Genomic DNA, 20,118 nt, shown 5'->3' with positions numbered 1-20,118 from the left:
ACTCCTGCCGGCGCACAATCCCCGTATGCCCAACACCACTAACGAGGTAAGGCTTCCCCGGTGGTTGCGAGCATGCGCGACCGCTAAAGCGGCGTTTGGGTGCAGTCGGGTTTGTCACCATAGTGCTGACCATCGCTCAACGGTTCTCCTGAAAGCGGCGTGCGAGGCGCGCCGACGCCCCGCTCTTGGCGGCAAGCCGCGCGCCGTAGCGCATGACGGTCTTGGGATCGCGCCAGCGATAAGCTTGCATGATCGCGGGCAGGCTCTCGCCGGCGGCGAAGTTGTCCTGCGCCACGCCGACCCGGATCGAGTGGCTCGAGACGGCCGCCAGCCAGCGCTCCAGCTCGGTTTCGCTCATGGTGCCCAGCAGCTTCTTCTCGAACGCCGCGCGGATGAGGCGACGGTAGATCAAGGTGATCGTGTTCGGGTGCAGTGGTCCCTCCCCTACCGACCGGACCGAGCCGTCGAAATAGGTCTCGACGCGCCGGAAGAGCGGTCCGCCCGCGATCGCGCCGGCCCGCTTCCACTCCTCAATCGCCTGCATGGTCGCGGGCGAGAGATAGGCGATAGCGCCTGCGCGCTCGCGGTCGGTCTTGCTGCTCGCAATGAACAGGGTTCCCGAGCCGTCGGAATCGGGCCCTTCGACCGCGTCACAGACGATCGCCACCAGCTCGGAGCGCCGGCAGCCGCTGTCGTATGCGACGCGCAGCAGCGCCCGGTCGCGCGCGCCGAGCATGTCGCGGCGAGAGGCCTTGAGCAGATGCGCCAGGCAGATACCGGTCGCCGGATCGTCGAGGTCGCTCACCTCGCCCTTGAACCGGATGCCGCGCGCCTGGCGCTGGCGCGTGCCCAATAGCTTGCGCAAGCCCTTGAGCTCGAGCCGCACCAGCGGCGCCGCTGTCGGATCATCAAGCCCCGCCATGCGATAGGCCCAGCCGATGTTCACCAGATAGCGCTCGATCGTCGCCGGCGCCCGCTGCTTCAGCGGATTGCGCGGATCCTGCTCGACCCCCGACAAGGCGCGCAGATAGGACGCGACCGCCTCCGCATCGGCCCGCGCTGTCGCAAGTCCGCGCCGCCGACACCATTGGTCCCAGATCTTCAGGTCCGACAGGAAGGCGCGGATCGTGTTCGTCGACCAGGCCCGCGCGGCCGCGGCGACGAGCTGCGGATCGGCGAGCCGGCGGGCCGGCGCCAGCGCCTCGACCTGCGAGACGATCTCGCTGATCGGCGCCGCCTCGGCACGGTGGAGCGCAGGTTCAGCCATGATTGCGCGCGAAGCGCAACGTCTCGTCCGTGCGCACAAGCTGCACGGCCCGCCAGGGCGCCGAGGCCAGCGCATGCCGGGATTTGATCGCCCCGACCCGCTCGAGATAGCAGATGGCGCTGTTCATCCGGCGCGGTTCCCATCCGAGCGCCTCGGCAAGCCGCTTGGTGTCGGCGGCCCGCTCCTCGCCCGTCACCATCCGGTTCGCCAGCGTCCGCGCATCCTCGCTGGGGCTGAACGGCATGAACGCCTCGTCAAAGTCCACGAACAGCGCCGGCTGCGGAGCATAGTGCCCGCTCACGTTCAACTCGCGCAGATAGCCGCCGTCCTTCAGGTCGAGCAGCGCGATCCTGAGATCATCCGCCGCGATGTCGAGCGCGGCCGTGAGGTCCTCGAGGGTCACCACGGGGTCGACGGCCAGCGCATGCGCGCTGGTCTCGACGACATGCTTGCCGACCGCGACCGCCGCTGGCGACCAGCCCTCCAGCCCGCTCGGCGCCGTCTGGACATAGCGGGGCGCGGCGCCGAGCGCCGGCTTGCGGCTCACGCCGTGCAGGCGGTCCGCCAGGCCCTTGAGGTCCGCCTCGCTTGCGGGATCGATCTTGAGGAACAGCATCGCCTGCAGGAAGGGCGACAGCTTTGCGGGATCGAGATCGACGACGAGCGGCACGAACCGGCTCTTGCCCCCGACCTGCTGGACGAGCCCGACATCGATCTCCTTGGCCACCCAGGGCTTGGCGATCGACGTTTCGGTCAACACCACGACGAAATGGGTCATGGCGCCGAGGCCCTCCTCCATCTTCTGGCGAAGGCTGTCGCCGGGCTCGATCTCCCATTCGTCGAACCAGACGTCGACGCCGTTCGCCATCAGATACTCTGCGATCGGACGCACCCGATCCTTGTCCTCGCTCGCATGCGCCAGATAGACTTTGGGGTGCGGGACGCCGTCGGCGGCATTCATGACCTGAACCTTTCCCGGGTCGACCCCCAGACGCTCTTCGAGAAGCCGCGCGAAAGCCGGCGAGCCGGTGGTGCGGATCGCCACCCGATTGCCCGACAGCCGATCGACGAAGACGTCGGCGTGGCGGCCGGTCTCGGGATCGACGATCGAGGCGGCCGCTCCCCTCGCCTTCTCCTCGAGCGCCTGCATGCCGAGCGCGATCGCCTTGGCTTCGATGTCAGCGGCGAACCTGCTTGCGTCAAACGGCCGGCCATTGTGGGTGAACCTGATCATTGGCTGTTGCGCTGAACGTATCGGCGCAGCTCCACCAGATCCTCGTCGGCGAGCAGGATCCCCATCGTCGGATAGTCGTCCTGCAGCGACTTGCGCACGCGGCCGTCGTGAACGCATGGGATCAGCAGCGCGAAGGCGGGGTTGAAGCGGCGGCGCTCCCAGCCCGCGGCCTCCTCGAGCTTCCTGGCGTTCCCGCCCAGTTCGGGCTGATCGAGCAGCAGCCGGGCGAGCACGACCGAATCCTCGACCGGGTCGTGCCCGGTGATCGCGGGATCGCTGGCGATGAACAGCTCTACCGTTGTGCGCACGCGCGGCAGGTGCGGCCCCAGCACGTGCGAGAGCGTCACGAGCCCGTCGGCCTCGAGCTCGGCCAGCGCCATTCCCAAGGTCTTGCGGCTCTCCTGGGGAAAGGCCTCGAGCAGCTCGTCGCCAAAATGCGTCGGCAGGCCCTTGGGGCTGTGCTCGGCCATGTGGCGGCCGAGCCGCTGCGCAAGGTCACTCAGATGCTCGTACACGCCTCGTCTTCCCTGTTGCGCCCCGGTGCGGAGGCCCGCCGGCGCACGAACAGCCAGCTCCTATTCCTTACCGGGATATAGAAGCTTCAACAACGGGGTGTTGATAAGGGTCCATTATCAACACTGCGCGTACCGGCACGCTAGACCGAACACTGTGCTTGCGTCTACTATCTGCCAGATGGCCTTACCCATTCCCGATCTTTCGATGCCCAGCTGGACGGGCCCGCTCGCGCACGGACTCGAGACCACAGCAGCAGCCGTCGGTAGCCTGGATGCGCGGTTTTCCGCCACAAACTGCCGATCCGCCTGGGTCCGCCGGGCCGCGTGGAGCGGCTATGCCGAAGCGCTGCGTGGACAAGGAGCAGAAATCGACGAAATCGACATTTTCGGCCAAGCGTGCGGGCTTCCCCTGCCCTCCCGGACCCGGCAGCCGACCGTTGGCGACGACCTGTCCCAGCTCACAGAATGGCAGGCGAACCTTCGCGTGACCCCCCGTCGCCACTGGCGCGAGGCCCTGCCCTTCACGTTCGATCCCCCTTCCGACTGGGGCACCCGGCCGGTGCTGCTGCGCGCGCTCGAGCTGACCGCCCGCCACGCGCGGGCCGATCGCACCAGCGCCCCCTGGCTCGCGATGCCGACGCTCCTCAATGAGCTTGGCGCGACGCGCAATACGCTGCCCAATCTGGTCTGCGCCGACAAGGCACTGCGGCTGCAGCCCGGCGATCGCGAGGCGATCGTAAGACGATACCTCAAGCAGCTGCGGCGCGCCGCCGAAACCGGCCTGCAGCGGCTCGAGGCGATCGAAGGCGACCGCCTGCGCGCGGCCGAGGCGCTGTCGCGCGCGCGCCGGCCCGGCTCGCTCTTGCCGCTCCTCGCGCTCGCCCAGGTCAATCCGGTGCTGAGCCCCCGTGCCGTGGCGATCCGGCTTCGGCTGACCATCTCCGGAGCCGGCAAGCTGCTGGCGCGCGCCGCAGCCTCCGGCCTGCTTGTCGAGGTGAGCGGACGCCAGAGCTGGCGTGCCTACCTCTCCCCGGACCTCGCGCAGTCCTTTGGCTTCGTGCCGGCCCGCCGGGGGCGTCCGCTCGCCCCTCCCCCGCCGGGGCCGGCGCTCGATGCGGTGCTGTCCGACTTCGATGCCGAGATGCGCGCGATCGACGAGCGCCTCGCACGCCTGGGGCTCAACACCACCGAAGGCGGGTGAGACCGGATCCATGTCCGGTCAACTCGCCGGCCAGAATCGATCCAGAATCTCGCCAAGCGCGTGCTCCGCATCGGCGCGGCTCGCGCCCGCCTTGGGAAGCAAGGTCAGGGTCACTCCGGCTCGGCCGTGGCCGTCGACGCGGAGGATCTCTGTCCCGCCACTCGTCGTGACGGTGCTCGACACCTTTCCTGTCCTCTTGGGGGAGCCTGTCTTTTTGGGGGCTTCGGCGGCCGCGGCGAGCATCCGCACCACATCCGCGGGGGCTTGCGGAACCGATTCTCCGCGTGCGCGCGCGTCTGCGATCCGGCGCCCTTCGGCGAGCACGCGCGAACGGCGATCCTCGGGCTTCAACAGCGGCTTGATCTGCGTCACGTGCTTGATGCCTAGGTCATGAGGCGACGCGAACGCGGCGATGATCTCGGCCGGCAGGCGCGCCATGTCGAGATAGCGGCTGAGCCAGCTCGCCGTGACGTTGATGCGCTCGGCCATCTCCTGCTGCTTCCCGCCGTAGTAGGCGTCCAGCGCGCGGAGATAATCGCGAGCCCGCTCGAAGTCCGAAATATCTTCCCGTGCGCGGTTCTCGATATCGGATAACCGGAAAGCCTCCTCGTCGGTGAGTTCGCGGATTTCGACGAGAAAGCGGAACTCGGGATAGTTGTGGCTGCGCAGCCAACTCACCGACCAGTGCCGCCGCGCGCCCGAGATCACCTCGAAGTCGTGATCAGGATCGTCCCGGACACGGCGTACCAGCGCCGGCATCTCCTGCTTGCCCTGCGCCTTGAGACTGTCGATCAGGTCGCGGCAACGCTCCTCTGAGAGTGCGGCATAGTCGCGGTTGTGCCCGTGCCACATCCGGCACCGGGCCGGGTCGACCAGCTCGGTCGCGCGGTTGACGAGCGCGCCGGTGGCGAGTTCGGCAAGTCGCGTGCTGCGTCCGGCGAGCACGCCCATGCCGAGCCGTGTCGGTCGGGTTGGCGGATCATCCGGGGTGTCGATCGCACCGGCCAGATCAGCCGCAAAACTACGGTTTTTCGCGCTCATGGCGCCTCTCCTTCACCCGAAATTGCACCGGTGCAATTTTCATCCGCGCTCATGCGAGTCCCTCCCGCCTCAGACGGCCTTCATGGCTCGGCCACATCGATCGGATATCCGTCTCGATCTCGGAATTCACCCCGTCGAGATACGTCAGGCACCGGTCACGCACAGACCTGCTCGTCGTCGGGCCCTCCAGTTCATAGACCGTCATCAACCGCGCGCTGGCATTGTCGATCTCCGCCGAATCCTTGAGCGGCGTGCGGACGAGCGCATTGCCGAAGAGCTGCCCCATCAGTCCCATCAGCTCGCGCTGCATCGATTTGTTCTCGTCCACCTTCGACGCCACGAAGCGGAGGAAGGCGAGGTCGGTGTTCATGCCGTGATCGAGGAGAACCTGCATCGTCTCATCGAGCATCGCGAGATAAGCGGCGGTCGAGGAGAAATCCATGACGGTGGGCGGTACCGGCACGACAAGGGCGTTGGCAGCCCGCAGCACCGAGAGCGAGATCGCGCCGAGCGCCGGCGGTGGGTCGATGACAACCACGTCGTAGCGGTCCGCAACCGAAGCGATGCCCTGTTGCAGCCGATCCAGCAGCGTCCCCTGCCCCCGCGCCATTCTGGCCGCCAGCTCGTACTCGGACTGGAAAAGCCGCAGATTCGCCGGGATCAGGTCGAGACCGTCGAAATGCGTGGCGCGAATGGCATATTCGAGGCTCCCCAGCTCGTCCTGCCGCAGGAACGGATAGAGCGTGTCCTCCTCCTGAAGGTCGAGGTCCGGGACGTAACCGAACAAGGTCGTTGCCGACGCTTGGCTGTCGCAGTCGATCAGCAGCACCCGGTAGCCCCGGATCGCCAGAAATTGGGCCAAATGCACCGAGATCGTCGACTTACCGACCCCACCCTTGAAGTTCTGGACGGCAACAATGGCGCAGCGATCGTCCGCTGCGCGCCAAGGGCGCGTGCCGAACACCCCTCGCATGTCGTTGAGCTGTGCCAGCGTATAGCCGACCCGGCGGTTCGTCTCGGTGCGCCCTGGTTCAGGCAGACGGCCGTCCTTCTCAGCCTCGCGTATCGCCGCCGGCGTGCGCCCGACCAAGTCAGCCGCCTTTCCGATCGTGAAGATCGGTTCGCGGCGCTCGTCGGCGCGCTTGCTCTGCGCGCCATCCCGCAGCTTCTCAAGAATGTTCGAGCATCGCTCGGCGAGCGCGCTGATTCGGGTCTGATCCGGTCTGACCCGCGCAATTGCGGTCGCCATAGGCCGTCCTTTCGCTAGGAGAGCATGGCATGCCGCATTTGCACTTTTCCGTCAACGGTAGGCTATATTTCGAAAGCCAACACGTGGACCTGCAGGGAGTACTGCTTGCCTGACCGCTTGGGGGCCGTCCTCGACCTACTTTAAACAAATTTGCACCGGTGCAATTTCAGCTCGGCCGACCCTTTCGCGCGACATAGCTCTCGCAAAAGCCCTGCCACGACTTCTGCAGCTTGGCGCCGCTCAACCTGGCAAGGCGGTCTCCCATATGGCCGCGATAAGCCTCGGCAATGAGATCCACGTCCCAGCCACCGCCATGGGACCGACCAATCGCCAGGAACTCCTCCGCTCCCGACCAACGCAGTGAGCCGGAAGGGAAGCTTGCGAACTTCGTGGGCGGCCGCTCCGCGTCGGCCGACCTCATCCGCCCCGCGGCCTGACGCACTAGGTCCGAGACGGCAGCCGCGCGCTCGGTCGAGCCGGCGTCGTCCCCCTGGCCAACCGCACCACCGGTTCCGTCCTTCACTCGCCCAATAACAACAGGTAGCCGTACTTGGGGACTGACCTGGCGCGGCGTCTCGACGACTGCGACCGTCTCGACCGTACCTTCGCGCCGCGCGCGCCGGCCCGCCGAGTGCCGCTCCAACTCGTCCACCGTCCCGATCTGCGCAGGCGCATCCTTTGCCTCGAAACGGAACTCGACTTCGGCGACGGCTCTTCCCTGCCGCGTCTCCTTCCACTCAACCCGAAAGTGCGCGAGCTGGTCGATCTCGCTCTTGGCCGTCTGAAGCACCTTGCGGCGCAATTGAGCGAAATCCTTATATACGTCGGGAGCTATGCCGAGCGCGGCCCGAAGCGCCGTGATGTCGCAGCGCCAGGTCGGCTGCCGCCGATAGATCCGCAGCGCGCCGATCTCGTAAAGCTTGAGGGCGTAGCTCGATCGGAATCCGAGCACGGCCTGTCTATTCAGGACCGCGTATGTTTCCGACTCCTGAATTAGCTTGCGAGCGTCTGCCGTGAACTCCCACTCGATCCAACCGCTCTCCACGCCGTCTTCGTCCTCAACCTCCTCTTTCGACATCTGGATCAGCGGGAAGCGACGCGTCGCCTTCCGGCCGCGCCAGCTTCGATCGTCTTCGGCAAATAGGGTGCGATGAAGCTCCTCGAGCATATCCGAGATGCGCTCGTTGCCCTTGTGACCCCGGCGGATATCTGCCTTGCGCATCCGGTGCGACACGTCGCGCCAAGCATCGCCGCCCGCAGCCAGGATCATCAGCGCCAATAAGCGGGATGCGGTCAGGCTGAGCGACTGGCCCTTGACGAACCTTACCTCAACGAGCTTCCCCGGCTTGGCGAATTCTTCGGTCTGCTTGGACGCGAGCGCATGCGCAACGCGCATAGCACGGCCGGCGCGTTCTTGCTCGTCGTCGCTTAGCTCGACATCCTGTACCGGCGAATCATCCATACATTGGCTCCGGGCCTGTTGGCTGCCTGACCTGACCCGCAACGTCAAGTCAGGACAGGAATGGCGGCCGTCGACAGCCCCCAAGTGGTCAGGATACAAGGGCCCCAATCACGCCGAGGAATCGGCCCGAGTCCGCGAGTCGCATCAGATCGGCACACCGCAACCGATTAGCTCCGGCAAGCAGTGGACAAACGACGGAAATTGAAGCGCCCCCACGAGGACAGGCAGGCCCCAGCAGGTCAGGATTCAGCCCCCGATTCGGCAGGAAACAGCCCCCAGCAGGTCAGGCTATCTCCCCCAAGCGGTCAGGAATGGTCTACCAACCTGTTGAAAGCAGGCAGTAATCTCGGCCTGAATCAGAATCTCTAGAATCGGAGAATCGCTCCCGCTGCTGGCGCAGCGGTGGTTTTGATATTTTTTTGAGAACGAAGAGGGGAGGGGGACCGAGCGTCTGAGCCCGGAGAAAATTAATGCCTCTCACCGCACGACGTCCAACACAGCAGCTGGTCGACCTCGTCGGCACCCTCGGCGGCACCTGGTATCGCTATGTCGCGATGTGCCGCTGTCCGGCGCACAGCGACGCCACTCCGAGTCTCTCGATCCGCCAGGGCGATAGCGACATTCTCGTCACCTGCTTCGCCGGGTGCGCTCGCGACGACGTGTTGCGCGAGCTGCGCCGCGTGCGCGCCGATCGCCATTATCCGAGCCCCACCGAAGCTGGCCCACCGCGGACTGGGAACGTGTCGCGACTCTGGGACCAGGCCGTCGACGTGCGCGGCACGCTCGCCGAACGTTATCTTGGCCGACGTCATCTGCTTCCACCCCCCTCGGACATTCGCTTCCACCCGCGCTGCCCCTATCTTCCGAGGCCCAGGACGGTCTTCGAACCGGCACTGCTGATCGCAGTCCGCAGTCCACGCCAGCTTGTCGCGATCCAGCGGATCTTCCTTGATCCTGCCACGGCCGACTACACCCGCAAGCTCATGATCGGAACGCCGCAAAGCGGCGCGTGGCGGGGCGGGGAAGGGGGTGCGACCCTCGCGATCGCCGAAGGCTTCGAGACCGCGGCCGCTTTCACCCGGCTCCACGGCATCCCGTGCTGGGCCTCGCTCGGCGCGCGCCGCCTCGACCAGCTTGCCATCCCGGGCAGCGTCACGACGCTTATGATTGCGCAAGATAACGACCCGGAGGGCCGACGCGCCGCGCACAAGGCCGAGGAACGCTATGCCCGGCAGGATCTCGCCATCCGTCGGGCACCTCCACCGCATGGCTTCAAGGATTGGGCGAAGGTTCTCGATGCCCGTGAACGGGATAAGCGCGGCTAGGCTCGCCGCGCCGGAAAAGGGGAGGGGGATCGAGGGCGTGCAGCTGCCGAGGGTGCAGCCACGCAGGAGACCCCCACATGACGACCCCAATCCATGCGGCCGAAGGCGCCGATCGCCGCGCCGCGCGCCTCCTCCTTCCACATTTGCGCGCAGGGGACACGATCACCCGTCGGCTGCTCAATGAGGCCATGGTCGAAGCCTTCGGCGGCTCCGACGCCGAAGGTCGCTGGACTCAGCGCGCCAGCTTTGAGGTTCTTGAACATGCGGTCGCGCTCCACCTGCGGGCTGCCGGGCCAAGCCTCTCCTCATTCGCTGACGTCGCGGCGCTGATCGACCTTTCCTCTCGGCTGCCGACCCAGACCGTGCGCAGCGAAGAGCAGATCGAATGGCAGCAGTTCTCGACCCCCGTCGACATTGCCGCCGTTGCCGTGCTGCTCGCCAACAGTCAGCCCGACGATGTGATCCTGGAGCCCAGCGCCGGCAACGGGCTTCTGGTGGCACAGATCCCGGCCCACCGGGCGCTCCACCTCAACGAACTCGACCGCTCGCGTCGTGTTCGGCTGCCAGACGTCTTCCCCAGCGCTGCGGTGACCGGCCACGACGGCGCGACCATCAACTCCGTGCTTTCGGCAAGCGACCGCCCGACGCTCATCCTGATGAACCCGCCGTTCTCGCGCTCTCTCGGCCGCGGCGCAGACGACTATGCTGCCGTCCGCCATCTCCAGGCAGCCATTCGACGGCTGCAGGCAGGCGGACGACTGGTCGCGATCATGCCGGACTGGTTCGGCCCCAGCGCCAGGATGCGCGATCAGTATGAAACCATTCTGCGCGACGTCACGGTCCGGACCGCCATCAGGCTCGAGAACTGCTATCTCAAACATGGGACCTCGATCGCGGTCCGCATGTTCGTCATCGACAAGACGCCGGGCAAGGCACCGGCCGCCACCATTCAGCGCTCCTCCATCGCGGATCTCCTCGGCACGCTCAGCGTCTCCGAACGATCGGCGGCGCGGGCCGAGCCGACCGTGACACGGCCCAACCGCTCGGGTGGCATTTCGTTCTTTCGGGCCGTCAAAAGCAGCCGCCCGGCACCCCGCGCCTATCACGCGCCCGTCCGCAACGATGTACTTCCTGTCGAATATGAGAAGCTGGACACGCCGGCGCCCCTCCTCGAGCAGACGGGCGTCTACCTCCCCTATCGGCCGAGCCGCATCCTCTTCGCCAAGGCCGGCGATCACCCGACCCCGCTCGTGGAATCGGTGGCGATGGGATCGATACCCGCGCCTATCCCCGACTATCTGCCTGCACTGCCCGAGCGAACTGTCGCCGAACGCTTGCTATCCGCCTCGCAGCTCGAGACCGTCGTCTATGCCGGGCACGCATGGGCGCAGACCATCCCGGGACGTTTCAAGCCCGACAAGGAAGGCGTCGGGCTGATCCTGGCCGAGGACGGCGAAGCCTACCGCAAAGGATTCTTCCTTGGCGACGGCACCGGCGCCGGCAAGGGTCGACAGATCGCGGCCTGCATCCTCGATAGCTGGCTCCAGGGACGCCGGCGGAATATCTGGGTCACCAAGAACGCGCCGCTGCTCGAAGACGCGCGCCGCGACTGGACCGCTCTTGGCGGTCTCAGCGGCGACATCCAGCCCATCTCCAACTGGAAGATCGACGAGCCGATCAGGCTCGACCAAGGCGTCCTTCTCGTCACCTATCCCACCTTGCGCTCGCTGCGCCGCGATCACAGCCGGCTGAAACAGATCGTCGACTGGGCGGGCGGCGATTTCGACGGTGTCATTGCATTCGACGAAGCGCACGAGATGGGCGGCGTGGCGGGCGGGGAGGGGGCTCTGGGCGCAAAGGAAGGATCACAGCAGGGAGTCTGCGGCGTCCTCCTCCAGAACCAGCTGCCAGGTGCGCGCGTGCTTTATGCATCGGCGACCGGCGCATCCGACGTGAACAATCTCGCTTACGCGGTGCGGCTCGGTCTCTGGGGCCCGGAAACCGCGTTCGCGGACCGGGAGCAGTTCATCAGCGGCATACGCAAAGGCGGCATCGCCGCGATGGAGCTGGTCGCGCGCGACCTCAAGGCGACCGGCCTCTACGTGGCACGCGCGCTCAGCTTCGCAGGGGTCGAATACGAGATCCTGCGCCACGAGCTGACACCCGCGCAGATCGCCGTCTACGACACCTATGCCGATGCCTGGGCCATCATCCACCAGAACATGGAGCGGGCGCTCGAGCTGACCAGCGTCGTCGATGGCCTGGAAAGCACGACGCTTAACAGCGGCGCCAAGGCCTCCGCGCGGTCACGCTTCGAATCGACCAAGCAGCGCTTCTTCGGCCAGGTCCTCCTCTCGATGAAGCTGCCGACCGTGATCGCCGCGGTTCAGGACCATTTGGCAAACGGCCAGTCGGTCGTGCTTCAACTCGTCACCACGGCCGAGTCCATCCTCGATCGCCGGCTCGGCGCGTTGAGCCCCGACGAGCGGGCCGACCTCGAGATCGACCTCTCACCCCGCGAATATGTGATCGACTATCTCGAACGCGCCTTCCCGACCCGGCAGATGCGGGTGTTTACCGACGACACGGGAACGCAGCGCTCCGTGCCGATGGAGGACGAGGCGGGCAATCCCGTCTACAACCCCGAAGCCGAGGCGGCGCGCACCCAACTCATCGAACATCTCTGCGCGCTGCCGCCCATCATGTCGGCGCTCGATGGCCTGCTCGAGCACTTCGGCCACGACAATGTGGCAGAGGTGACCGGGCGGACCAAGCGGCTGATCTCGACCGGAGACGGTCGGCAGAAGCTGGAGACCCGCTCCAGCAGGACCAGCCAGGCCGAGGCGGCTGCCTTCACGCAAGGCCGCAAGCGCGTCCTCATCTTCTCGGACGCCGGCGGCACCGGGCGGTCGTACCACGCGTCCCGCGATGTCGTGAACCAGGAGCAGCGCGTTCACCTGCTCCTCGAGCCGGGTTGGCGCGCTGATCGCGCCATCCAGGGCCTCGGTCGCACTCATCGCACGCACCAAGCGAGCACGCCGCTCTTCCGGCCGGTCACGACCGACTGCAAGGGCGAGCTGCGCTTCACGAGCACGATCGCTCGCCGGCTGGACAGCCTCGGCGCGCTCACCCGCGGCCAGCGCCAGACAGGCGGCCAAAACCTCTTCGATCCCGCCGACAATCTCGAGAGCGAATATGCCTGTGCGGCGCTGGTGAGCTGGTTCCACCTGCTCGTAGGCGGCAAGCTGACCAGCGTCAGCCAAGCCGAGTTCGAGCGGCGCACCGGGCTCGAGCTCTGCGACAAGGACGGCGTCATGAAGGACGAGCTCCCGCCCATCCAGCGCTGGCTCAATCGCATCCTAGCGCTTCCGATCGCGCTCCAGAACAGGATCTTCGACGAGTTCCTTGCGCTGGTGGAAACCCGGGTCTCGGCCGCGCGCGACGCCGGCAGGCTCGACGTCGGCGTCGAGACCATCCTCGTCGACACGGCAACGCTGACGGACGACACGCTGCTCAGAACCGACCCGGTCAGCGGCGCGACCTCGCATCTTCTCACGATCGAGATCGCCCATCGACGCACGCCGGTCCCGCTCGAACGCATCCTCCACATCGCCGACGCCGATGCGACCGCCGCCTTCCTGGTCAACGGCAAGTCCGGCATGGTGGCCCTCCAGACGCGGGCCCGCTCGCTTATGGAGGAGAAGGAGGGCACCCCAATCCCGCGCTTCGAGCTGACGCGGCCGACGCGCCGCGAATATCTGCGCGAGCAGGAGCTCTTCGAGAGTGCCTGGACGATGATTGATCGCGAGGCCTTCTGCGCGAAATGGCTGGAGGAAGCCGAGCGCGCCGCCAACAAGGTCGACACCGAGACGATCCGTCTTGCGACCGGCCTCCTCCTGCCGATCTGGTCGGCGCTGCCCAGCGACCATCTTGTCGTCAACCGCATCGCCGACAAGGCTGGGAACAGCTGGCTGGGCCGTCTCGTCTTTGACGAGCATGTTGTTCAGCTCTTCACCAAGCTCGGCCTGGATCGCGCCGAGGACCTGCCCGCGAGCGACATCGCGAAATCGGCCTTCTCCGGCCGTAGCGTCGACCTCAGCCGCCCCTTCCCGATGACGATCAAGCGCGCGCTTGTGAACGGATCGCCGCGCATCGAGCTGGTCGGCGCGCCTGCCGAGCAGATCGCGTGGCTGAAGTCGATCGGCTGCTTCACCGAGGTGATCCAGTACCGCACGCGGGTGTTCCTGCCGGTGCCCGCTGCCGCGGAGGTGCTCGAGCGCATCCTGGCCGGCAGCGGCTGACGGACCGGACTCTGCCGAGGGTCGGGACGTCTCGGGAAAGGGGAGGGGGAGCGGGGGTGGTGTCCGGGAGATGCCGGACGCCACCAGGAGTTCCCCCGATGATCCAGACCGTCAAACTGAACAAGCTGCGCCTGTCGCCGATCAACGTGCGCACCGCGCCCGACGAGCAGCTCCAGATCGAGCCCATGGCCGCGAGCATCGAAGCCAAGGGCGTCCTCCAAAACCTGCTCGTCACGCCGGCCAAGAAGCCCAGGGGCACCTATGAGGTATTCGACGGAGGACGTCGCTGGCGCGCGCTCCGCCTCCTCGCCGATCGCGGGTCGATCAGCGATGCCGACTTCGACGTGCCCGTCATGGTGCTGACCGGCGACGATGCCGAGCTTTCCGAGACCTCGACCGCAACGAACTTCCACCAGCTCAAGATGACGCCGGCGGAAGAATGCCGCGCCTTCCAGCATTTCATCGGCACGACCGGAGACATCGACGCGGTCGCCAAGCGCTTCGGCGTCACCCGGCGCTTCGTCGAAGGCCGCCTGCGCCTTGCCTCGCTCGCGGAGCCGATCTTCGAAGCGCTGAGCAAGGGCGAGATCACGCTCGATATCGCAAAGGCCTACGCCTCGACCGAAAGCGAGGACAAGCAGCTCCTCGTCTGGAGCAGCTATCAGCATGGCCACGTCACGGCCGACACAATCCGGCGCGTGATCGCCAACGAAACGCTCAAGGCGAGCGATCCGATCGCCATGCTGGTAGGGGAGGCGCGCTACCGCCACGCCGGCGGCAAGATCGACGGCGACCTTTTCACCGATGGAAACGATCGCTGGATCAACCCTGAGATCGCGCATCGGCTTGCCGGCGAGATCATGGAAGCGGAGGCGAAGCGCATCGGTGAGGAAACCGGGCTTGCCTGGATCCGGCCGATCGCCAGCAACTACGCGCACAACGCCGCCCACGGCCTTTACCGCGCCATTCTCCAACCACCTCCTCTCAGCGACGAACAGAAAGCGCGCCTCGTCGAGATCGAGGAGCGTCGCGGCGTCCTCGAGGTGGCGATGCAGGACGAGCAGCTCACCGAAGAGGCGTTCAAGCTGCTCGACCAGGAAGATGACCGGCTCATCGCCGAGGCGGAAGCGATCGAGAACCGCGCGCCGGTGCTTCCCGACGAACTGCGGCCTCATGTCGGCGCCTTCCTGCTGTTGACGCCCCAGGGCGAGATGCGTCTCGACACGCAGTATTACAGCGAGCAGGAAATCCTGATCGAGCGGCCCGACGACAACGGCGGCCATGTCGCGGAAGGCGATGAACCGGAGCAGCCGTCCGGCAGCTTCCGCGTCGGCGGCGGCGCTCCGGCCGAACCGACCTACCGGCACGAGGCGGTCGCGCCCGGCGGCAAGCCGCTCAGCGCGCGCCTCTATGACGAGCTCGCGGTCCAGCGCCGCGACATTCTCGCCTCCTGCCTCCTGGCACAGCCTGCGCTGGCGCTCGACTATGCTCTGTTCGTGATGGTCGACGCCCGGACCAATCCGTCGGGCGGTCTCGCCAGTAGCTCGACCGAGTACGGCACGACGATCCGTGCCATGGGTCCGCAGGATCCTGCGACCGGCGACATGCCGGCGTCTCGCGCGCGCGAATATCTCGCTGAAGCCCATGACGGTCTCGACGCGGGCTGGACCGAGTTCGACAGCGAGGTCGACCGGTTCGAGGCATTCCGAGCGCTCGACGATGACAGCAAGGCGAACTGGCTTGCCTACATCGTCGCGATGTCGCTCGAAGCCAAGCCGGGCCTCTCGAACGAGCAGATCCCGCTGCACAATCGAATGGCCTCGATCCTCGACATCGATGTGGCGAGCTGGTGGCGCCCGACGTCGGCGAACTTCTTCGATCGAGTGAACAAGGGCAGCATCATGAGCCTCCTTCATGACGTCGGCGGTCCGGCGCTCTCCGCCCGCCATGCCTCGCTCAAGAAGACGGAGATCTCGGAAAGCTGCCAGAAGCTGTTCGCGGGCGAGTCGATCGTCGAACCCGAGGTCAAGGCGGCCGCGCTCGCCTGGGTGCCCAACGCGATGCGCTTCCCCGATGCCCACACCGGTTCGGCATCCAGTCCCGCGACCGAAGATGCGTCCGACATCGGCGATGACTTCGCTGACGGCGGCGAGCCGGGCGTGCCCGGAGGTTCAGCCGCCGGAGAGCTCGAAGGCGCTGACGCCTGACTCAGCCGGCCGCTGGCGCCGGCGTTGGACCGGCTTCAGCGTCGACCATCACCTCCTCAGCAACCTGCCGCCGGCGCCTTGCGCGTCGGCGGTGCTTCCTTGCCACTTGGAGCCCACTGCCATGTCCGCAAAATCCAGGTCGAGCCGCGACGTCGCGGCGGAGATCACCGGTCTTATCATTCGCAAGCTCGAGGAAGGCGTCGCGCCTTGGAGCCGACCCTGGCGCGTCGGCGGCGCCGGCGGCCGCCCGCTGCGCCATTGCGGCACGCCCTACACGGGCATCAACACCGTCTATCTGTGGGCCATCGCCGATGCGAACGGCTACCGGTCGCGCTACTGGATGACCTATCGTCAGGCAGAAGCGCTCGGGGGGCATGTCCGCCGGGGCGAGACCGGCTCGTTGTCGGTCTATTACTCGAGCTTCAAGAAGACAGAGGCCAATCCGGTCACGGGCGCCGAGAGCGAGCGCAACATTCGCTTCCTGCGCCATTACATCGTCTTCAACGCCGACCAGATCGATGGCCTGCCGGCCTATTTCTATCCTGCCGAAGACGATATCGCGCCCGTCGACCCGTCGGTCCGGCAGAGCGCCATCGACGCCTTCTTCGACGCCATCCCGGCCGAGGTCCGCCACGGCGGCGACCGCGCCTTCTTCCATCCGACCTTCGACTACATCCAGATGCCGCACCAGCGCTCGTTCAGCACGATGGATCATTATGCCTCGGTCCGTGCGCACGAGACGACCCATTGGTCGGGCGGTACCAGCCGTCTCGCCCGGACCTTCGGCAAGCGTTTCGGGGATCAGGCCTATAGCTTCGAGGAGCTCGTCGCGGAAATCGGCAGCGGCCTGGTGTGCGCACATCTCGGGCTCCCGAACGAGCTCCACGATAGTCACGCAAGTTACGTCGCACACTGGCTCGGCATTCTGCGGGCGGACAAGACCGCGATCATTCATGCCGCTTCCAAGGCCGAGCAGGCCTTCAACTATCTGCTCGGCTTCAGCGGCGGGCAGGTGGGTGCGACCAGCATCGATCCGGTCGCGGCAACCGAGCAGCCGTTGGCCGCAGTCGCATAGGCGCGCCGCCGACCCGCCACCAGCAAAGGAGATGCTTCTATGGGATGGCTCACGATGCCGCTCCGTTCGATGGGCGGACACGCCACGGCGAAAGCTTATCTCGATGACCAGTTCACCTATATCCGCGAGGTGGAAGGTGGCACCTCAGGCCTGAGAGTGCTCGCTTCATCCTGTCCGCAGAACCGAACCTACTATGCCGCGGTCCAGGTCCTGAGGAACGGGGTCGGGGGCGAAGTCTTCGCGGTCATCTGCAAGGTGCTTTGGAACCCCGCCAGCAAGTCGGGCGAGCAGTTCGGTTACAAGGACAGTGCGCCGTTGCGGCGCTGAAATGGAGTATCAGTGATGATGAGGTAAGTTGAGAATGCCTCTGCTCGCCGGACTAACCTCGGGCCTCACAAGGTCTGAAATCCCGAAAGGGACGGGGAACAATAGCATGTTCGGAAAAGGCCAGATGCGTCTTAGTCGCAAATGGAGGCGATGACGGTCAGGGCAAGGTGCGTATGGTGAAGGCTACACTGCTTAAATCCCAGTCTGCAGCAATCTATATAGCGATACTGGCGAAAGCGACTGTCACGCCAGGTCCGGATGATGACAGCGGTCTCATGTCTTGGCCGCCTGTTTCTCAGCCCATCCGGTGCGCCTCTCGTCGAGGGGTTTAGTGGACGAACGGGACACCTAACCGCGCCGCATCTCCATTCAGCGTAACTACGGGATGCCCTAAACAGGCGGCTTCTGCCGGCCTGCATGGGTACGGAGCCGCCATATTACTCAAATGCCCGGGGTAATGCCCGGGACATCGACCTCTTCGGAGGCGGCGGTGCAACTGTATAAGGTCTCGAGCGATCGGGCCGAAAGCGGGGAAGACCGGGGGAAGGGCGGCAGCTGTGATTCTTCAACCACCGATCATGGGGTGTGCTGATGCTGCCAGAAACTGTGAAAGGCCGGTTGGAGGCCATTCCGGCGCTCGTTGCGTCGGGCAAAAGGGTGAATGGACTCTATCGTCTGATGGGGTCTCGCCTCCTTTGGGAGGAGGGGCTCCAGAAGATCGGATCCAACAAGGGTGCGATGACGCCGGGTATTGACGGCGAGACCTTCGCGGACTTCGGACCGGAAGACCTCGACCCGATTATCGCCAGCGTGACGGCAGGGACCTATGATCCCAAACCAGTGCGTCGGGTGTTTATCCCGAAAGGCAAGGGCAAACGGCGTCCGCTGGGCATTCCCACGCGCGACGACCGCCTCGTTCAGGAAGTGGCGCGGCAACTGCTCGAACGGATCTATGAACCGGTGTTCTCGAACGCCTCCCATGGATTCCGGCCGGGCCGGTCGTGTCATACGGCGCTTGAACACGTCAAAGCCGTATGGACGGGGGTGAAATGGCTCGTAGATGTGGATGTCGCGGGGTTCTTCGAGAACATCGACCACGACATCCTCCTGCGGCTGTTGCGGAAAAGGATCGATGACGAGAAATTCATCGGCTTGATCGGCAGCATGCTTAAGGCGGGTGTTATGGAAGACCGGGTTCACACCCGGACCTACAGCGGCACTCCGCAGGGCGGTATCGTCTCTCCAATCTTGGCCAACATCTACCTCCATGAACTCGATATGTTCATGGCGGAACGGATCGCGGCTTTCGAGAGGGGGAAGGTCCGTGCCACGAACCCGGAATATGGGCGACTGGCTGGGCGCATCCAGAAACAACGGAAGCGCGTCACCATGCTGCGGGCCAAAGACAATGTCGACGAGGTGAAGGTTGCGGCCTCCTTGGCCAAAATCCAAACCTTACTGCCGCAAAAGCGGTCCATCCCGTCGAGAGACGCGATGGACCCCGGTTATCGCCGACTTCGTTACTGTCGCTACGCGGACGACTTCATGATTGGGGTTATCGGTAGCAAGGAGGATGCACGAAGCGTGTTCGCCGAAGTCAGGGCATTCCTGACCGAGGCGCTGGCGCTCACGGTGTCCGAGGAGAAAAGCGGTATCCGCAAGGCGAGCGATGGAGCCGCCTTCCTTGGATATGAGGTCCGCACATATACGACACGCCAACGGGTTGTCCGGAGCCGACAAGGTTCCGTCAGCTTCCTTCGTAGGCCGCCGTCGGAAGTGATGCAGCTGCATGTCCCTTGGGAGAAGGTCCACGCGTTCGCTTCTGCAAAAGGTTATGGTGATCTGTCGGTGTTGAAGCCGCGTCATCGTAGCCTGCTGCTCAGCTGCAGCGACGTTGAGATCGTCCTAGCTTACAACGCCGAATTGCGGGGTTTTGCGAACTACTATGCTCTCGCCAAGGATGTGAGCTTCAAGCTGAACAGGCTTGAGTTTCTCCAGCGGTGGAGCTTGTTCAAGACCTTGGCCAGCAAGCACAAAACCAATGTGCGAGCGGTCGTGGCCCGCATGAGGACGGGGCAGGAATTCACCATCGGCTACGACGTCGATGGCCAGCCCCGATCGGTCAAAGTCTGGAAACTGGCTCATCTGAAACGTGATCCGGCCACCTCGTCCAGGATTGATATCCAGCCTTGGACGCAGGTGTTCACCCACTCACGTACGGACTGGGTTGATCGTCAGAATGCCAAGCAATGCGAGGCTTGCGGTCGATCCGATGTTCCGTGTCAGGTGCACCATATCCGGGGGATGGCCGATGTTTCGCACCGCGGTTTTGTCGTGAGAATGAAGGTGGCACGCGCCCGCAGGACGGTGGTCCTGTGCGAGCAATGCCACTGGGATACTCACAGAGGCCGCCTGCCCGATCTACGGCAAAGTGATGGTTCGTCACAGTGGAGAGCCGCATGCGGTGAAAGCTGCACGTGCGGTTCGGCGGGGGGATCAGGGCTGACTCCATGAGCAGCACCAATCCTACCCGACTGACCGAAGCAATGGGACCATGCGAGGACCACTGCCCGCGGCACATACTCGATCTTCTCACCCCCACCGACCGGGAGCATGCCATCGACTGGCGACGGCGCTGCGCCGAGAATCTGAAGCGGCGGGCCCGCAAGCTCGAGGATGGCGATCGGATCAGGCTGGAGACGCCGCTCACCTTCAACGATGGTCACGTCGGCCAGGAGTTTGTTGTCGAGAAGCGCGGCCGCAAGCTGTGCTTCCGGAATCCTGAGACCGGGTGTCGTTACCGAATCAGCCGCTTCATGGATCGGCAGTGGCAAATTGTGCCGACCACCAAGGTCCACAAGACGATCTTTGCCTGAGCCGGTGAGCCGGTATCATGTCTTCCGAAGAGGAACCC

At 65.3% G+C, this 20,118-nt stretch carries 13 protein-coding genes and 1 pseudogene; 8 read left to right on the top strand and 6 right to left on the bottom strand.

Annotation, left to right across the window (positions count from 1 at the left end):
- Positions 1-136: 136 nt before the first annotated feature.
- The 3 genes from SP6_RS13560 to SP6_RS13550 are packed head-to-tail and all read right to left on the bottom strand — an operon-like array spanning position 137 to position 3,016.
- Complete coding sequence (locus SP6_RS13560; RefSeq protein ID WP_007406702.1) at positions 137-1,267, bottom strand: tyrosine-type recombinase/integrase; 1,131 nt, start codon at positions 1,265-1,267, stop codon at positions 137-139.
- Positions 1,260-2,501: a toll/interleukin-1 receptor domain-containing protein gene (locus SP6_RS13555; protein WP_042469290.1), complete on the bottom strand. Its 1,242-nt coding sequence runs from the start codon at positions 2,499-2,501 to the stop codon at positions 1,260-1,262. The genes SP6_RS13560 and SP6_RS13555 overlap by 8 nt, the downstream gene beginning before the upstream one ends.
- The gene (locus tag SP6_RS13550; protein WP_007406699.1) at positions 2,498-3,016 is read right to left on the bottom strand and encodes a hypothetical protein; all 519 of its coding nucleotides are present in this window, start codon (positions 3,014-3,016) and stop codon (positions 2,498-2,500) included. Before SP6_RS13550 ends, SP6_RS13555 begins: the two co-directional genes overlap by 4 nt.
- A gap of 205 nt (positions 3,017-3,221) precedes the next feature.
- On the opposite strand from SP6_RS13550, the gene SP6_RS13545 reads away from it, so the two are divergent.
- Positions 3,222-4,217 (top strand): hypothetical protein, encoded by a 996-nt coding sequence (locus SP6_RS13545; RefSeq protein WP_037569861.1) that lies wholly within the window; start codon positions 3,222-3,224, stop codon positions 4,215-4,217.
- 18 nt (positions 4,218-4,235) lie between these two features.
- On the opposite strand, the gene SP6_RS13540 is transcribed toward SP6_RS13545, so the two are convergent.
- The 3 genes from SP6_RS13540 to SP6_RS13530 all read right to left on the bottom strand — a co-directional run bounded on the left by SP6_RS13540 (position 4,236) and on the right by SP6_RS13530 (position 7,903).
- Complete coding sequence (locus tag SP6_RS13540; protein ID WP_007406709.1) at positions 4,236-5,258, bottom strand: ParB/RepB/Spo0J family partition protein; 1,023 nt, start codon at positions 5,256-5,258, stop codon at positions 4,236-4,238.
- A gap of 49 nt (positions 5,259-5,307) precedes the next feature.
- Positions 5,308-6,507, bottom strand: coding sequence for an AAA family ATPase (locus tag SP6_RS13535; protein WP_007406713.1), 1,200 nt, complete (start codon positions 6,505-6,507; stop codon positions 5,308-5,310).
- A gap of 166 nt (positions 6,508-6,673) precedes the next feature.
- The gene (locus SP6_RS13530; RefSeq protein WP_037569873.1) at positions 6,674-7,903 is read right to left on the bottom strand and encodes a replication initiation protein; all 1,230 of its coding nucleotides are present in this window, start codon (positions 7,901-7,903) and stop codon (positions 6,674-6,676) included.
- 536 nt (positions 7,904-8,439) lie between these two features.
- Between SP6_RS13530 and SP6_RS13525 the strand changes: the two genes are divergently transcribed.
- The 7 genes and pseudogenes from SP6_RS13525 (at position 8,440) to SP6_RS13495 (ending at position 20,080) form a co-directional block, all read left to right on the top strand.
- Positions 8,440-9,294, top strand: coding sequence for a DUF7146 domain-containing protein (locus SP6_RS13525; RefSeq protein WP_007406722.1), 855 nt, complete (start codon positions 8,440-8,442; stop codon positions 9,292-9,294).
- A gap of 77 nt (positions 9,295-9,371) precedes the next feature.
- Entirely contained in the window at positions 9,372-13,595 is a 4,224-nt protein-coding gene (locus SP6_RS13520; RefSeq protein ID WP_042469287.1) for a strawberry notch family protein, read from the top strand.
- 98 nt (positions 13,596-13,693) lie between these two features.
- The gene (locus SP6_RS13515) at positions 13,694-15,802 is read left to right on the top strand and encodes a ParB/RepB/Spo0J family partition protein (RefSeq protein WP_042469286.1); all 2,109 of its coding nucleotides are present in this window, start codon (positions 13,694-13,696) and stop codon (positions 15,800-15,802) included.
- A 121-nt stretch (positions 15,803-15,923) separates the two neighbouring features.
- Positions 15,924-16,877, top strand: coding sequence for an ArdC family protein (locus tag SP6_RS13510; RefSeq protein ID WP_042469316.1), 954 nt, complete (start codon positions 15,924-15,926; stop codon positions 16,875-16,877).
- Positions 16,878-16,916: 39 nt separating this feature from the next.
- Positions 16,917-17,183, top strand: a pseudogene (locus SP6_RS13505) (DUF6927 domain-containing protein); the annotation flags it as partial.
- Between the two features lie 612 nt (positions 17,184-17,795).
- Positions 17,796-19,718: a reverse transcriptase domain-containing protein gene (locus SP6_RS13500; RefSeq protein WP_024018999.1), complete on the top strand. Its 1,923-nt coding sequence runs from the start codon at positions 17,796-17,798 to the stop codon at positions 19,716-19,718.
- The gene (locus SP6_RS13495) at positions 19,715-20,080 is read left to right on the top strand and encodes a DUF6927 domain-containing protein (RefSeq protein ID WP_407695341.1); all 366 of its coding nucleotides are present in this window, start codon (positions 19,715-19,717) and stop codon (positions 20,078-20,080) included. The genes SP6_RS13500 and SP6_RS13495 overlap by 4 nt, the downstream gene beginning before the upstream one ends.
- Positions 20,081-20,118: the final 38 nt, after the last annotated feature.

Source organism: Sphingomonas paucimobilis NBRC 13935 (assembly GCF_000739895.2).
In the GTDB taxonomy this organism is placed as follows: domain Bacteria; phylum Pseudomonadota; class Alphaproteobacteria; order Sphingomonadales; family Sphingomonadaceae; genus Sphingomonas; species Sphingomonas paucimobilis.
Note: the sequence above shows the minus strand (reverse complement) of the source record. Positions and strands in the feature narration are given on the sequence as shown.

Coding starts and splice junctions, on each gene's coding strand:
- SP6_RS13560 (WP_007406702.1), bottom strand. CDS start 1,267: ATGGCTGAACCTGCGCTCCACCGTGCCGAGGCGGCGCCGATCAGCGAG.
- SP6_RS13555 (WP_042469290.1), bottom strand. CDS start 2,501: ATGATCAGGTTCACCCACAATGGCCGGCCGTTTGACGCAAGCAGGTTC.
- SP6_RS13545 (WP_037569861.1), top strand. CDS start 3,222: ATGCCCAGCTGGACGGGCCCGCTCGCGCACGGACTCGAGACCACAGCA.
- SP6_RS13540 (WP_007406709.1), bottom strand. CDS start 5,258: ATGAGCGCGAAAAACCGTAGTTTTGCGGCTGATCTGGCCGGTGCGATC.
- SP6_RS13535 (WP_007406713.1), bottom strand. CDS start 6,507: ATGGCGACCGCAATTGCGCGGGTCAGACCGGATCAGACCCGAATCAGC.
- SP6_RS13530 (WP_037569873.1), bottom strand. CDS start 7,903: ATGCGCGTTGCGCATGCGCTCGCGTCCAAGCAGACCGAAGAATTCGCC.
- SP6_RS13525 (WP_007406722.1), top strand. CDS start 8,440: ATGCCTCTCACCGCACGACGTCCAACACAGCAGCTGGTCGACCTCGTC.
- SP6_RS13520 (WP_042469287.1), top strand. CDS start 9,372: ATGACGACCCCAATCCATGCGGCCGAAGGCGCCGATCGCCGCGCCGCG.
- SP6_RS13515 (WP_042469286.1), top strand. CDS start 13,694: ATGATCCAGACCGTCAAACTGAACAAGCTGCGCCTGTCGCCGATCAAC.
- SP6_RS13510 (WP_042469316.1), top strand. CDS start 15,924: ATGTCCGCAAAATCCAGGTCGAGCCGCGACGTCGCGGCGGAGATCACC.
- SP6_RS13500 (WP_024018999.1), top strand. CDS start 17,796: ATGCTGCCAGAAACTGTGAAAGGCCGGTTGGAGGCCATTCCGGCGCTC.
- SP6_RS13495 (WP_407695341.1), top strand. CDS start 19,715: ATGAGCAGCACCAATCCTACCCGACTGACCGAAGCAATGGGACCATGC.